Source organism: Citrobacter sp. FDAARGOS_156 (genome assembly GCF_001559235.2).
Taxonomy (GTDB): Bacteria; Pseudomonadota; Gammaproteobacteria; order Enterobacterales; family Enterobacteriaceae; genus Citrobacter; species Citrobacter youngae.
The window spans coordinates 219,529-232,715 of sequence record NZ_CP014030.2 but is presented as its reverse complement, the minus strand read 5'-3'; the positions used below and the strand labels follow the sequence as shown (position 1 = coordinate 232,715).

At 53.6% G+C, this 13,187-nt stretch carries 14 protein-coding genes; 10 read left to right on the top strand and 4 right to left on the bottom strand.

Features of this window, described 5'->3' with window-relative positions:
• Positions 1-40: 40 nt before the first annotated feature.
• Entirely contained in the window at positions 41-1,423 is a 1,383-nt protein-coding gene (locus AL515_RS01145) for a glycoside hydrolase family 1 protein (RefSeq protein WP_061066879.1), read from the bottom strand.
• A 92-nt stretch (positions 1,424-1,515) separates the two neighbouring features.
• Positions 1,516-1,809: a YicS family protein gene (locus AL515_RS01140; RefSeq protein ID WP_003840665.1), complete on the bottom strand. Its 294-nt coding sequence runs from the start codon at positions 1,807-1,809 to the stop codon at positions 1,516-1,518.
• Positions 1,810-1,939: 130 nt separating this feature from the next.
• Here AL515_RS01140 and AL515_RS01135 point away from each other — a divergent pair, with 130 nt between their 5' ends.
• The 10 genes from AL515_RS01135 (at position 1,940) to nlpA (ending at position 11,831) form a co-directional block, all read left to right on the top strand.
• Entirely contained in the window at positions 1,940-2,356 is a 417-nt protein-coding gene (locus tag AL515_RS01135; protein ID WP_003844473.1) for a GNAT family N-acetyltransferase, read from the top strand.
• A 90-nt stretch (positions 2,357-2,446) separates the two neighbouring features.
• Positions 2,447-5,245: a transcriptional regulator DagR gene (dagR, locus tag AL515_RS01130; RefSeq protein ID WP_061066878.1), complete on the top strand. Its 2,799-nt coding sequence runs from the start codon at positions 2,447-2,449 to the stop codon at positions 5,243-5,245.
• A gap of 120 nt (positions 5,246-5,365) precedes the next feature.
• Positions 5,366-5,791, top strand: a complete 426-nt coding sequence (locus AL515_RS01125; protein WP_040231533.1) for a PTS sugar transporter subunit IIA — start codon at positions 5,366-5,368, stop codon at positions 5,789-5,791.
• Positions 5,792-5,803: 12 nt separating this feature from the next.
• The gene (locus tag AL515_RS01120) at positions 5,804-6,289 is read left to right on the top strand and encodes a PTS system mannose/fructose/N-acetylgalactosamine-transporter subunit IIB (RefSeq protein WP_003023959.1); all 486 of its coding nucleotides are present in this window, start codon (positions 5,804-5,806) and stop codon (positions 6,287-6,289) included.
• A gap of 25 nt (positions 6,290-6,314) precedes the next feature.
• Positions 6,315-7,064, top strand: coding sequence for a PTS mannose/fructose/sorbose/N-acetylgalactosamine transporter subunit IIC (locus AL515_RS01115; protein WP_003023960.1), 750 nt, complete (start codon positions 6,315-6,317; stop codon positions 7,062-7,064).
• On the top strand, positions 7,061-7,921 hold the full coding sequence (locus AL515_RS01110) for a PTS system mannose/fructose/sorbose family transporter subunit IID (RefSeq protein ID WP_005121522.1): 861 nt from the start codon (positions 7,061-7,063) through the stop codon (positions 7,919-7,921). The genes AL515_RS01115 and AL515_RS01110 overlap by 4 nt, the downstream gene beginning before the upstream one ends.
• A gap of 3 nt (positions 7,922-7,924) precedes the next feature.
• A complete protein-coding gene (gene dgaE, locus AL515_RS01105) occupies positions 7,925-9,034 on the top strand; it encodes a D-glucosaminate-6-phosphate ammonia lyase (RefSeq protein WP_061066877.1) in 1,110 nt (369 codons plus the stop codon).
• Entirely contained in the window at positions 9,021-9,764 is a 744-nt protein-coding gene (gene dagF / locus AL515_RS01100) for a 2-dehydro-3-deoxy-phosphogluconate aldolase (protein WP_061066876.1), read from the top strand. The genes dgaE and dagF overlap by 14 nt, the downstream gene beginning before the upstream one ends.
• A 210-nt stretch (positions 9,765-9,974) precedes the next feature.
• Positions 9,975-10,889, top strand: coding sequence for an Rpn family recombination-promoting nuclease/putative transposase (locus tag AL515_RS01095; RefSeq protein ID WP_061066875.1), 915 nt, complete (start codon positions 9,975-9,977; stop codon positions 10,887-10,889).
• A gap of 123 nt (positions 10,890-11,012) precedes the next feature.
• Positions 11,013-11,831, top strand: coding sequence for a lipoprotein NlpA (nlpA, locus tag AL515_RS01090; protein WP_061066874.1), 819 nt, complete (start codon positions 11,013-11,015; stop codon positions 11,829-11,831).
• 28 nt (positions 11,832-11,859) lie between these two features.
• Here the strand turns inward: nlpA and AL515_RS01085 are convergent, their stop codons facing one another.
• Positions 11,860-12,762, bottom strand: coding sequence for a carboxylate/amino acid/amine transporter (locus tag AL515_RS01085; protein ID WP_061066873.1), 903 nt, complete (start codon positions 12,760-12,762; stop codon positions 11,860-11,862).
• 118 nt (positions 12,763-12,880) lie between these two features.
• A complete protein-coding gene (locus AL515_RS01080) occupies positions 12,881-13,186 on the bottom strand; it encodes a putative quinol monooxygenase (RefSeq protein ID WP_061066872.1) in 306 nt (101 codons plus the stop codon).
• Position 13,187 lies beyond the last annotated feature (1 nt).

Sequence of the window (13,187 nt, the reverse complement as noted above, 5' to 3'; positions counted from 1 at the left end):
GCTCGGTATGCCGGATCGCTATCCGGCATCCTGGTTATTTTTAATTAAAACCATTGTTTTCGGCTGTATGGGCAAACCATTCGCCGCTCTTTTTCACCGTACGTTTTTGCGTTGCTAAATCTAACTGAACAAAACCGTAGCGGTTTTTATATCCGTTGAGCCAGGACCAGTTATCAATAAAAGTCCACATATGGTAGCCAAGACAATTACAGCCTTCGCTGATGCCTTTATGTAGCCATTTTAGATGCTCAGAAACAAATTCAATACGATAGCTGTCGTTGATCTGGTCATGCTCAACGAAACGCTGCTCATTTTCCACACCCATACCATTTTCAGAAATAAAGCAGCGTGGGTTGCCGTAATTATCACGCAGATTAGTAATAATATCGTAAATACCTGGCTCATAAATTTCCCAGCCACGATAAGGGTTCATTTTCCGCCCCGGCATTTCGTAATAATCAAACAGCCACTCCGGCATAAACGGCGCGTTTGGATTGACGGCAGTATCACGACATTTCACGCGGCGCGGCTGATAATAATTGATACCGAGCAGGTCGATTTTCCCCTCGGCGATGAGCTGACTGTCGCCTGGCTGACAGGTTGGTAGCTGATCGTACTCTTTCAGCAATTCGACCAGATCCGCCGGATATTCCCCTTTTAGTACCGGGTCAAGGAAGCTGCGGTTAAACAGCAGATCCGCATGGTGCGCGGCTTTCACATCCGCCGGGTGCTGAGAGCGTGGATAAGAGGGCGTCAGATTCAGGATCACACCGATCTCACCGCCGTAGTTTCCGGCGCGATACGCCCGCACCGCCGTGGAATGCGCCAGTACAGTGTGATACGCCACGGTGGCCGCGCGTTTGAAATCCACCACGTTTGGGTAATGGAAGTCATACAGATAGCCGCCTTCCACCGGGACAATAGGCTCGTTAAAGGTGAACCAGTGCTTCACCCGGTTGCCGAACAATGTAAAACACGTCTGCGCGTAGCGGCCAAACGCCTCAACCACCTCACGGTTTTCCCAGCCGCCTTTCTCCTGCATCACCATCGGCATGTCGAAGTGAAACAGGGTGATAAACGGTGTAATGCCTTGCGAAAGCAGCTCGTCGATGACGTTGTTATAGAAATCGACGGCCTCAGGATTCACCTCGCCAGTACCGTCCGGAATCAGTCGTGACCAACTGATTGAGGTGCGGAAGCTGTTGTGTTTCAGCTGTTTGAGCAGTGCGATGTCCTGTTTCCAGTGCTGATAAAACGTGGATGTGTTCGCCGGGCCAACCCCCTGGTGGAAACGCCCTGGCTGGCGGTCGAACCACACGTCCCATGTTGTCTGGCTTTTGCCGCCATTCAGGCTATCCCCTTCGGTTTGCAGCGCCGAGCAGGCACTCCCCCACCAGAAGTTTTCTGGAAAACGGTATCGCATTATCTTGCTCCTTGATGTATTTCACTTCCCTACACAATAGGCGATTTTGCTAAACAGAAACCGGTTACAGCGCTCGTTTTTCAATACGATAGTTACAAATCCGGGCATTCAACTTTGCCCAACGCTTCCCAGTAGTTGTTCTGGTTATTTCTTTGTATTGCCAGAATAGCCTCGCGGATATGCTGCTGATTACGTGTATCAGACATAATCGTTTTTTCCCACACGTCATCGGATGGCGACCCCTGTGGGGTGCAAATCTTGCGTAAGTCCTTCAATACAGTGTTTTTTTCATGAACAGACTGTAGAGAGCCATAAGCCGAATCGGCCTGCGCTAAACCCGGCAGCGTGAAAAGAATGGCAATAAGCGGTAAAGCGGCTCGTTTCATGATAATAATCCTTGTTGTCGATGCGCATCATCTCAAGAGTAAGTGTAGACGGCATGCGCCTCACTCATCAGCCTGTGTTAATTTCTAAACAAATAATCAGCCAGAAGTTGTAGTTTTTCAGGAGGATAGGATGCAAATACAGATTACAGATACCATTACCGAAGACGATCAAAATGCCCTGCTTGCCGGATTGCGCGCCTACAACCGTCAGTTCCTGAGAACCACCAACTTTGGCGACCTGGCGGTGTACTGGCGCGATGAACGCAATGAAATTCTGGGCGGGTTGATTGGCAAAATCAAAGGCGAATGGCTGTGCATTGATTTCCTGTGGATGCATGATTCGCTGCGTAAAGGCGGTTACGGCACAAAATTGATGCAGGCTGCCGAGCAGACAGCGCGTGAGAGAGGATGCCTGCATGCGCTGGTGGACACGATGAGTTTCCAGGCGCTGCCGTTTTATCAGAAAAACGGCTATCAGCTGCAAATGACCCTCGATAACTTTCCGGAAACCGGCTCAGCGCGGCATTATTTGTCGAAAACGTTTTGATGACCGGAAGGTCTGGACGCCGCCTCACTGTCTTGCGTAGCAGAATAGTGTATGTTCTGAACAATCATTTATTTCTTAAGCGGTAAAGAGATGAGACGGATTGAGATAATACTGGGGGAGCTGGAACGGCTGACGCGAGGACTGAATCTTGCCCATCTGGCGCAGGAAACGGCGTTCACAGCGGAAGCTATCGGCTTTAACCTCGGACTGGCGCGCAACTCGGTCAGTAAAGATCTCAATCAGCTCTGGAACGACGGCCTGGCGATTAAAAGCCGCGGACGCCCGGTATTCTTTCTGCATCGTCAGGCGATTGAAACGCTGCTGGGGCGCAAACTCGATGAGTCCGAGCGCGAAGTGCAAACCGTTGCCGACCTGTTACCTGTTCAGGAAAACCAGGCGACAGAGGATCCCTTTTCTGGCCTGATTGGTTACGATCGCAGCCTGCGCGACGCGGTGGAAAAAGGCCGCGCGGCGGTGCTGTATCCCCACGGACTGCACGTTCTGCTGACCGGTCCCTCCGGCGTTGGCAAAACCTTTTTTGCCGAACTGATGCACCGTTTCGCCTGCGAACGCGCTGTGGGAACGCCTCCACCGCTGGTTTACTTTAACTGCGCGGAATACGCCCATAACCCGGAACTGCTTTCTTCGCACCTGTTTGGTCATCGACAGGGGGCATTTACCGGCGCAAATGAAAATAAACCCGGCCTGGTCGAGCAGGCCGACGGCGGTTATCTGCTGCTCGACGAAGTGCATCGTCTGCCGTATGAAGGTCAGGAAAAGCTGTTCTCTATTCTCGACAAAGGTGAGTATCGCCCGCTGGGCTCAAGCGCCGTGGCGCGGTCAATCTCGGTTCGCCTGATATGTGCGACCACCGAACCGGTAAGTTCGGCGTTGCTGCGCACTTTCCAGCGACGTATTCAGGTATGTATCGATTTGCCCGGCATCCGCCAGCGTTCGGTGGAAGAGCAGGTTGAACTGATCGTTGGCTTCTTACAGCGTGAGAGCCGCAAAATCGAGCGTACGATAAGCATCGACCGTACCTTGCTGCTCTGGCTGTTGAACAAGCCGCTGGAAGGCAATATTGGTCAGCTCAAGAGCGACATCCAGTTTCTCTGCGCCCAGGCCTGGGCCTCGGGGATGACCGAGCACAGCGACACGCTACAGCTGGATAAACGTCTGACCGAGCTCCCCTTTAACGCCACGCCGGAACAACGTCTGTTGGTTGGCGCGCTGTTCGAAGGCAAAGAACACCTGAGCATCGATGCCCGCACGCTGCCGGCGCTGAAAAATTCGCTGGCCACCGGAGCCGAAATTGAAGAGAGCGATCTCTTCTACAGCTTCCTGACCCGCGAATATATCAACCTGCGTAACAGCAACGTGCCGCCAGCCGAAACGCTGGCAATCCTCAAAAACAAGCTCAGTTCGATATTTGAATATGGTCTCTATAGCCGCGACAGCGTGGCGCATCCTCCGCGCTATGGCGATCAGATTGAAGAGCGCGTCACGCTGCTGATCGGCTGCGTTGAACAGGTGCTTGGTTTTACGCTGCCGGAAAATCTGATTAACCCGCTGCGCAAACACTTCCTGGCGCTGATTGGCTATGTGCAGCGCGGCCTTATTCCTCAGCTCTATTCTTCCAGCCTGATCCTCGATCGCTGCAAAGATGAATATGATAACGCCACGTTGCTATGCCGGAAAATCAATGAACTGCTGCATATTCAGTGCCCGGCGACGGAGGTGGTCTGGCTGTGCCTGTTCCTCAAAGAGTGTCGCCATTACCGCCAACGGATTGACGCCAGTCCGGACTGCGGGGTGATTTTGATTGCCCACGGTGCGACGACCGCCACAAGTCAGGCGCAGTACGTGAATCGCGTGCTGGAGCGCGAGGTGTTCAGCGCTATCGATATGCCTTTCGAGCAGTCGGTGCATGACACGCTGGAAGCTTTGACACAGATGATCCAGACCCGGCAATATCGCCGATTGATCCTGATGGTGGATATTGGCTCGCTGGTCCATTTTGGCAGCACGATCAGTAAGTTATTCCAGATAGACGTACTGCTAATGCCCAATATCACGCTCACCAGCCTGCTGGAAATCGGGCTGGATTTAAGCTACGAAACCAGCGACTTGCCGCAGCTGGCGGCGTTGATGCAGAGCAAAAATATTCCCTGTCAGCTCTGTACGCCGCAGCAGGAAAACAGCGGTAAAGTGCTGGTTATCTCCTGCATTACCGGGATGGGAACGGCAGAAAAAATCAAAAAGGTGCTGGAAGAGAGCTTCGGTGAGTTGATGTCGCAGGATACACGGATGGTGATCCTCGATTACAACGAAGTTCGCAGCCTGGAGCGTGTTCAGCAGGCGATTAACGCCAGTGAACGTCTGGCAGGAATAGTCGGTACTTTCCAGCCAGGACTGCCGGATATCCCGTTTATCTCGCTCGAGGAGCTGTTCTCTGAGCAAGGCCCCGAGCTGGTACTCAGCCTGCTGACGCCAGATCTCTCCAGCAGCGAACGCCGTCTGGAGATGGAGCGCAGCGCGATGCGCTTTATCAGCGCGTTGACCATGGAGAGCATCATTAACCATATTTCGGTGCTCAACCCGCAGCGTATTCTCAAAGAGATGGAAGGCGTGCTGAACCATCTGACCACCGCGCTTTCGCTCAAACCGAGCCGTCAGGTGACACTGCGCTTCCTGATCCACTGCTGCTGTATGGTCGAGCGTATCGTGATTAACCGCAAACCGTTACAGATGGCGCTGGAGAACAAGCCGGATCTGGATAATCGCGCGTTTAGTGTCATTAAATCCGCTTTCCTGCCGATCGAAGAGGCCTATGCCATTCGCTTATCGGACGCGGAATATTTTTATATCTACGAACTGCTGTATAGCTAATCCCTTTGCTGGCGCGGCTTTCTGCCCCGTCAGCACTCCTCTCTTCCCTGCGTGACACAAATTCTGGCACAGCCTTTGCTCTGTTTACTTATGTCTATGTAATCGAGCCAGGAGGCCATTTTGACTACCACTGAATCCTTGCCCCAGATCCTGCTGCTGACCCATGGCGGCTGGGGGCAACAGCTTTGCAACAGCCTGCGCATGGTGATGGGTGAAATCAAAGGCGTGACGGAAATTGCGCTGATGCCCGTTGATACGCTCGGCGAGTTTTACCAGCGCGTTGAAGCTGTGGTGAAAACCATGCCGGAAGGTTCACTGATCCTGACTGATTTTATTGGCGGCACCACCTCTAACGTGGCGGCGCGGCTGAGTGCCGATTACCCGGTGGCAGTGATTTCCGGGCTCAATGCCTCTTTGCTACTGGAGGCGCTCGACAAACGCGAGCATGGCCAGTTGACCACCTGCGTGGCTGAACTGGTCGAAGCCGGGCGTAGCAGTTGCCTGGACGTTGTCGCCCACGTGCGTCAATTACAACAATCACAATAAGGAATAAACATCATGGCAAACATCGTCTTATGTCGTATCGATAGCCGTCTGATTCATGGACAAGTGGTGACCAAATGGGTTGGACAATCTCAGGCCAACCGGATTGCGGTGGTCAGCGATGAGCTGGATGCCGATCCGTTTATGAAAAACATCTACCTGATGGCCGCGCCGCCAAACATCAAAGTGGATTGTTTCGGTAACCAAAGTTTTGCGGCAGCCTGGAAAGAAAACCAGCTTGGTGACGGCAAAGTGCTGGTGCTGTTCCCTTCTCTGGCGGCGGTTCAGGAAGCGGTCCAGTTGGGGTTTGACGTCACTACCATTCAGGTCGGTGGACTGGGCGGCGGGCCAAACCGCAAAGCGGTATTCCAGAACATTACGCTGGATGAAAAAGACGTCGGCATTCTGAGCGACCTGAAAAATCGTGGGATTCAGGTGTTCTTCCAGACTATCCCGGAAGATAAGCCTCAGTCGCTGGACGATATCCTGAAAAAATTCTAATTCTTTGATAACAGGGTACTTAACTATGGATACTTTAGTCTTTGCAAGCCTGATGGGGTTGTATTACTGGTTTGCCCGATTACGCCTTGGCTACACCTTCTCCGCCATGCTGCTACAGCCCGTCGTGATTGCCGTATTCGTTGGCCTGCTGTTAGGCAACATGGAAACGGCGATGATCATCGGTGCAGGCATGCAGCTGGTTTATCTCGGCGTGACCTCTACGCCAGGCGGTAACGTCCCGTCGGATCCTGCGCTGGCTGCCTGCATTTCAATTCCTATCGCCGTGAAGGCCGGAATGGACCCGAACCTGGCTATCGCACTGGCAATCCCGTTTGGCGTCATCGGCGTGTTCCTCGACCAGTTGCGCCGCACGTTAAACGCAGCGTGGGTGCATATGGCCGACAAGCATGCAGAAACGGCCAACATGGCGGGCATTATGCGCTGTGCATTCCTCTACCCGGCGTTGCTTGGCCTTGTACTGCGTTTCCCGGTGGTTTTCGCCGCCAACTATTTTGGTCAGGACGTGGTGGAAAGCTTCCTCAAGCTGATGCCGCACTGGCTGACGCACTCCTTTGAAATTATGGGCGGCATTCTGCCAGCGCTGGGCTTCGCTATCACCATTATGGTGATCGGTAAAAAGAGCCTGCTGCCGTGGTTTATCGGCGGATTCTTCGCAGTGCTGTACCTGAAGGTGGACATCATGGCGATGGCAATCTTTGGTACCTGCGTGGCCTTCCTGATTAAAGGTCTGGCGAAAAATGAAGGAGCAGCATGATGAGCAGCGACGTAATGCAACATGAACTGGTGGAGCGTGCACGTGAAAGCGGCACGCTGACCAAAGCAGACATCACCAAAGCCTGGTTTATCTACTGGCTGGGCGCGGAAGTTTCCAGCTCCTATGAGCGTTTGCAGAGCCTGATTTTCTGCGCCTCGATGACGCCGATCATCAAAAAGCTCTATCCGCAAAAAGAGGAACAGGTAGAAGCGCTGAAACGCCATCTGAACTTCTTCAACTCAGAGCAGACGTTCGGGGCGGTGATTCAGGGGATCTCCATTGCGATGGAGGAACAGAAAACCCGCGGCGAGCCGATCAGCGATGCCTCAATTACCGGGATTAAAACCGGGCTAATGGGACCGCTGGCGGGGATGGGAGACTCCATCATCTGGGCCGCCGTGATGCCGCTGTTAATTGCTATTTTCATCCCATTCGCCGCCAATGGCAGCGCGATGGGCGGAATTGTACCGTTAATCCTCTACCCGGCCATTACGCTGGCAATCAGCTATGGCATGGTGCACAAAGGCTATACGCTGGGGCGTGACTCGATTATCGGTCTGCTACAGGGAGGGCGAATTAAGGAACTGATCTACGGCGCGAACGTGTTGGGCCTGATCATGATGGGCGCGCTGTCGGCAAGCTACGTCAAGATCACCACGCCGTTAAAACTCAGCGCCCTGAAAGGCTCTGAAGTGGTGGTCCAGCAAATCCTCGACTCTATTGCCCCCGGCCTGCTGCCGCTGGCGGCGGTGTTCGCCATCTACTTCTATCTGGTGAAGAAAGGACCGCGTTACACCACGATTTTGCTGTCGATTGTCGCGCTCAGCGTGGTCTGTTCGCTGCTGGGAGTGTTGTAAGCCATGACACAGAATATCTATCAACAACTGGGGCTAAAACAGGTGATTAACGCCTGCGGCAAAATGACGATTCTGGGCGTTTCCAGCGTCGCGCCGGAAGTGATGCAGGCCACCGCGCGGGCAGCTTCGGCCTTTGTTGAAATTGACCGGCTGGTGGACCGTACCGGTGAATTGGTTTCCCGCTACACCGGCGCGGAGGACAGCTATGTTACTTCGTGCGCCTCGGCGGGTATTGCGATTGCCGTTGCCGCGGCCATTACCCGCGGTGACCAGGCGCGAGTCACGTTGATGCCGGATAGCGCGGGTATGGCTAATGAAGTGGTCATGCTGCGCGGGCATAACGTTGACTACGGTGCGCCCATCACCAGCGCGATCCGCTTAGGGGGTGGACGCGTGGTGGAGGTTGGCTCAAGTAATCTGGCGGCCTGCTGGCAGCTGGAGAGCGCGATTACCGACAACACTGCCGCGCTGCTGTATGTGAAATCGCACCACTGCGTGCAGAAAGGCATGTTGAGCATTGCAGAATTCGTACAGGTTGCGCAGGTTCATAACCTGCCGCTGATTGTCGATGCCGCCGCCGAGGAGGATTTACACGCCTGGGTGGCGAGCGGGGCGGATATGGTGGTCTACAGCGGGGCAAAAGCCTTTAACGCGCCGACCTCCGGGTTTATCACCGGAAAGAAAAAGTGGATTGCCGCGTGTAAAGCGCAGCACCACGGAATTGCCCGGGCGATGAAGATCGGCAAAGAGAATATGGTCGGGCTGGTGTATGCCCTGGAAAACTATCATCAGGGGCAAACCGTGGTCACCGCCGAAGAGCTTCGCCCCGTGGCGCAGGCGATTTCAGCGATTCGCGGACTGAAGGCGGATATTGAGCAGGACGAAGCCGGGCGCGCCATCTGGCGGATTCGTATTCGGGTGAATGCACAAGAGCTGGGGATGGATGCTTACGCCGTAGAAGCGCAGCTGCGAGAGGGTGATATCGCGATTTACGCGCGTCGTTATAACCTTCATCAGGGCGTCTTTAGTCTCGATCCGCGTACGGTCGCAGAAGGGGAAATGGCACTGATCGTGGCCCGACTAAAGGAGATTGCAGACCATGCAGCGCATTAATTTTTATCGCAATAAAGTGGCTATTAACGTGCTGGCGAAGGATATCGCCAACGCCCGGGAAATCTATGACGCTGCCGAAGGTCACGCGGTGATCGGCATTCTTTCGGCGCAGTTCTCCTCGGTTGAGGAAGGGGTTAAGGAAGTAAAACGCTGGATGGCCGACGTGCCGTCGATTTCCGTGGGGTTGGGGGCCGGTGACCCGGCGCAGTATTATAAAGCGGCGATGATTGCCTCACGGGTCCATCCGGCACACGTCAACCAGACCTTTACCGGTTGTGGTTTTGCGACAGGCGCGCTGGCCGCAACGGGCGGTGAGCAGACCCATATCAACGCGTTAGTCAGTCCGACTGGAATGCCTGGAGAGGTGTTGATCTCCACCGGCGTCAGCAGCAGCCAGGGCACGCCAGCCCGCGTTTCCTGCGATGCCGCAGTGCGCATGATGCTGGACTCTGGCGCGCATGCCGCGAAGTTCTTCCCGATGGGCGGTGAGAAATCGTTGCCTGAGCTGTACGCGCTGGCGACGACCGCGGCGCGCAACGGCATGACGTTGATTGAGCCGACCGGCGGTATCGATCTCGATAACTTCGGCATTATCCTACAATCCTGTCTGGAAGCAGGAGTACCGCGCGTCATGCCGCATGTTTATAGCTCGATTATCGACTCGCAAACCGGCAATACCCGACCAGAAGATGTCGCCAGGTTGATAGAGATAGTCAAAACCCTGGTGTGATGCCGCCATCGTTGGAGAGCGAAAAGAGAATGCCCGGAGGTGCTCACGCCTACCGGGCATTTTTGCGAACATCATTCATGGAAAATGAATGCATTGCAGCAGCATCTATTTATTCTCGAAAACGCCTCGCAAAGGGGTCATTTCCCTGGTGTCGTCTGTAGCACTGGCGAGTAATGTCTCGTCATCTTGTTCTTCTGGTGACGGATCGCCATGCAAAAACCAACAACCTCTACGCCGCATGATGCGGTATTTAAAAAGTTCCTGGGCCATCCAGATACGGCACGGGATTTTCTTGATACCTATCTTCCGGCGTCATTACATGAGCTTTGCGATCTGGACACACTGAAGCTGGAACCCGGGAGTTTTATTGAAGAAGATTTGCGAGCGTGTTATTCCGATGTGCTGTGGTCGCTGAAAACGACATCGGGTAAAGGCTATATCTATGCGTTGATTGAGCACCAAAGCTCGCCAGATGCTCATATGGCATTCAGGATGATGCGTTATGCCATTGCTGCGATGCAGAAGCATCTTGATGCAGGACACAAAACGCTGCCGCTGGTGGTGCCGATACTTTTTTATCATGGCGTTGACAGCCCGTATCCATACTCGCTGTGTTGGCTGGATGAATTTGACGATCCACAAACTGCGCGGCAGCTTTATGGCGCGACCTTCCCGCTGGTAGACGTCACGGTGGTGTCTGATGATGAGGTTATGCAGCATCGGCGGATGGCGCTACTGGAGCTTGTCCAGAAGCATATACGTGAACGTGACCTGATGGTGCTGGTGGATAACCTGGTTGCTCTGCTGGTTAAGGGATACGCTAATGACAGCCAGGTAGAAACGCTATTTAATTATCTGATGCAGTCTGGCAGCGCCCCGCGTTTCGAAGCGTTTATTCGCGAGGTGGCTTTACGCGTTCCCCAACACAAGGAGAGATTAATGACGATTGCAGAATGTTTACGTGAATCAGGGCGAAGAACGGGTTTGCTAGAGGGCAAGATTGAAGGCAAACAAGACGAAGCGTTGCGGATAGCCCATGCCATGCTGGAGAAGGGGATCGATCGTGAACTGGTGCTAATTATCACCGGGCTTTCAAGTGATGAACTAACGGCATCTTCCGACTAATGTATCTTTTTCCCGTTATGCTTTTTTCTTCTTGCTGATGCTTTTTCGTTTTTTAAACCGCAGCGGCCTTGCCGCTATAGTCATTTCATTACTCATCAGGCGGTTATTACAAAAGGATAAAACGTGAAACTGAAGATACCTCATTTCGGGGCCGGGGCGGCGGTATTACTGGCGGGATTATTGCTGGCAGGATGCGATCAGCAGAGCAGCGATGCAAAGCATATCAAAGTCGGCGTGATTAACGGCGCAGAGCAGGATGTGGCGGAAGTCGCGAAGAAAGTGGCTAAAGAAAAATATGGGCTGGATGTCGAACTGGTAGGGTTTAGCGGTTCCCTGTTGCCTAACGATGCCACCAATCACGGTGAACTGGATGCCAACGTCTTCCAGCATCGCCCATTTCTTGAACAAGATAATAAAGCGCACGGCTATAAGCTGGTAGCCGTGGGTAATACCTTTGTGTTCCCGATGGCCGGTTATTCGAAGAAAATCAAAACCGTTGCGGAGCTTAAAGACGGTGCGACGATTGCGATACCTAACGATCCAACCAACCTCGGGCGGGCGCTACTGCTGCTGCAAAAAGAAAAGTTAATCACGCTGAAAGCAAATACAGGCCTGCTGCCCACGGCGCTGGATATTACTGATAATCCGCGACACCTGAATATTATGGAACTGGAAGGCGCGCAGCTGCCGCGCGTGCTGGACGATCAGAAAGTGGATGTGGCGATTATCAGTACCACCTACATCCAGCAAACCGGGCTTTCTCCGGTACATGACAGCGTATTTATTGAAGACAAAAACTCACCCTACGTGAACATCCTGGTGGCGCGAGAAGACAACAAAGATGCCGGGAATGTGAAAGAATTCCTGCAATCTTATCAGTCACCGGAAGTGGCAAAGGCGGCAGAAACTATCTTTAACGGCGGCGCGGTTCCGGGCTGGTAATCGTGACCCGTTGCCGCGCCGGTTGGGGTTAAACCGCTCTGGCGCGGCGACGTGAGTCCATTGAGATCAGCACTACCGATGAGAGGATCAAAAGCGTGCCCAGCCAGTCAGGCAGGGTAAATGTAATGCCTAATAACAGCAGGGACAGCAACGCGCTGCTCAACGGTTCTGCGCAGCTTAAAATGCTCGCCTTCGGCCCACCAATCATCTGCGCGCCTTTCAGGTACAGGCTAAACGTGAGCGACGTACCGATGACCACCAGATAGAAAAACGCCAGAATCAAACTGCCATTAACCACGAAGTTTGTTCCCTCTCCGGCATAGAACGGGAGCAGGATCAGGCCGCCTATCAACATGCTCCAGCCGACAATCGGCAGCGTGCCGTAACGCGCGATAAGCGTTGAGGGGTAGGTGGTATAAAACGCGGCGGCAAACGCCGAAGCAATTCCCCAGAACAGCGCGGCAGGTGAAATAGACAGCGACGTCGGATTACCGTGGGTGACCAGTAAGAAGGTGCCAATGAGCGAGGTGAAAATCGCGGTCAGCACTAATATTCCCGGTCGTGCTTTGCGAACCACGGAAAACCACGCCACGATAATGGTCGGTGACAAAAATTGCAGTACTGTCGCGGTGGCGGCGTTGGATTTTTCGATGGTCAGCAGGAAGGTGAGCTGTACGGTGAGCGCCCCGACCACGGAAAAAATGAGCAAGCTGATCGCGTCTTTGCGGTTTTTGATAATAGAGAATATTTTGTCGCCGTGAACGAAAGAGAGCATCAGCAGAATCAGCCCGGCGAAAATCAGGCGCGTCATGGTCAGAAACTGCGACGACATCTGACTTTGCTCCATGATGTACTGCGCACACACGCCCGAACTTCCCCACAATACGGCGGCGATCAGGACGTTCATCATCCCTCTTCTGGTGGAACTCATCTTTTCCTCTGCATGTTGTTTTGTTTTATTTGTGTGCAGGCATCATAGCAGAGATAGCGAAGCGAGTGAGACATGACTGGTGCAGCCCCCCGCGCGGCAGGGGGCTTCGGCAGTCATTTTATGGCGCAATCGGCGTCAGATAATCCAGCCGTAGCGGTTCGGCGAGTAGATCGTTCATTTGCAGAATAAACGCCTGGAAATGTGGCAGAGTGATATGTTCATCCAGACTGGCCTGACCGTGCCAGGATTCGCGTACGTAGAATACATCCGGCGTGTCGCGTAACTGGTACAGCTCATACTCAATATTGCCCGGCTCCCGGCGAGTGGGTAACAGCAGAGCCTGCAGCGCCTGTTTCAGTGCGTCGATCTTCCCGGGTTGGGCTTTCAATACCGCAATAATTGAAATCACTTCTGAATCAGACATG

What these genes read in the sequence shown, in the direction of transcription:
- AL515_RS01110 (WP_005121522.1), top strand. Translation starts at nt 7,061, where the DNA reads ATGATGAGCAGCGACGTAATGCAACATGAACTGGTGGAGCGTGCACGT.
- AL515_RS01095 (WP_061066875.1), top strand. Translation starts at nt 9,975, where the DNA reads ATGCAAAAACCAACAACCTCTACGCCGCATGATGCGGTATTTAAAAAG.
- AL515_RS01080 (WP_061066872.1), bottom strand. Translation starts at nt 13,186, where the DNA reads ATGTCTGATTCAGAAGTGATTTCAATTATTGCGGTATTGAAAGCCCAA.
- AL515_RS01120 (WP_003023959.1), top strand. Translation starts at nt 5,804, where the DNA reads ATGGCAAACATCGTCTTATGTCGTATCGATAGCCGTCTGATTCATGGA.
- dgaE (WP_061066877.1), top strand. Translation starts at nt 7,925, where the DNA reads ATGACACAGAATATCTATCAACAACTGGGGCTAAAACAGGTGATTAAC.
- dagR (WP_061066878.1), top strand. Translation starts at nt 2,447, where the DNA reads ATGAGACGGATTGAGATAATACTGGGGGAGCTGGAACGGCTGACGCGA.
- AL515_RS01085 (WP_061066873.1), bottom strand. Translation starts at nt 12,762, where the DNA reads ATGAGTTCCACCAGAAGAGGGATGATGAACGTCCTGATCGCCGCCGTA.
- AL515_RS01145 (WP_061066879.1), bottom strand. Translation starts at nt 1,423, where the DNA reads ATGCGATACCGTTTTCCAGAAAACTTCTGGTGGGGGAGTGCCTGCTCG.
- AL515_RS01140 (WP_003840665.1), bottom strand. Translation starts at nt 1,809, where the DNA reads ATGAAACGAGCCGCTTTACCGCTTATTGCCATTCTTTTCACGCTGCCG.
- AL515_RS01115 (WP_003023960.1), top strand. Translation starts at nt 6,315, where the DNA reads ATGGATACTTTAGTCTTTGCAAGCCTGATGGGGTTGTATTACTGGTTT.
- dagF (WP_061066876.1), top strand. Translation starts at nt 9,021, where the DNA reads ATGCAGCGCATTAATTTTTATCGCAATAAAGTGGCTATTAACGTGCTG.
- AL515_RS01135 (WP_003844473.1), top strand. Translation starts at nt 1,940, where the DNA reads ATGCAAATACAGATTACAGATACCATTACCGAAGACGATCAAAATGCC.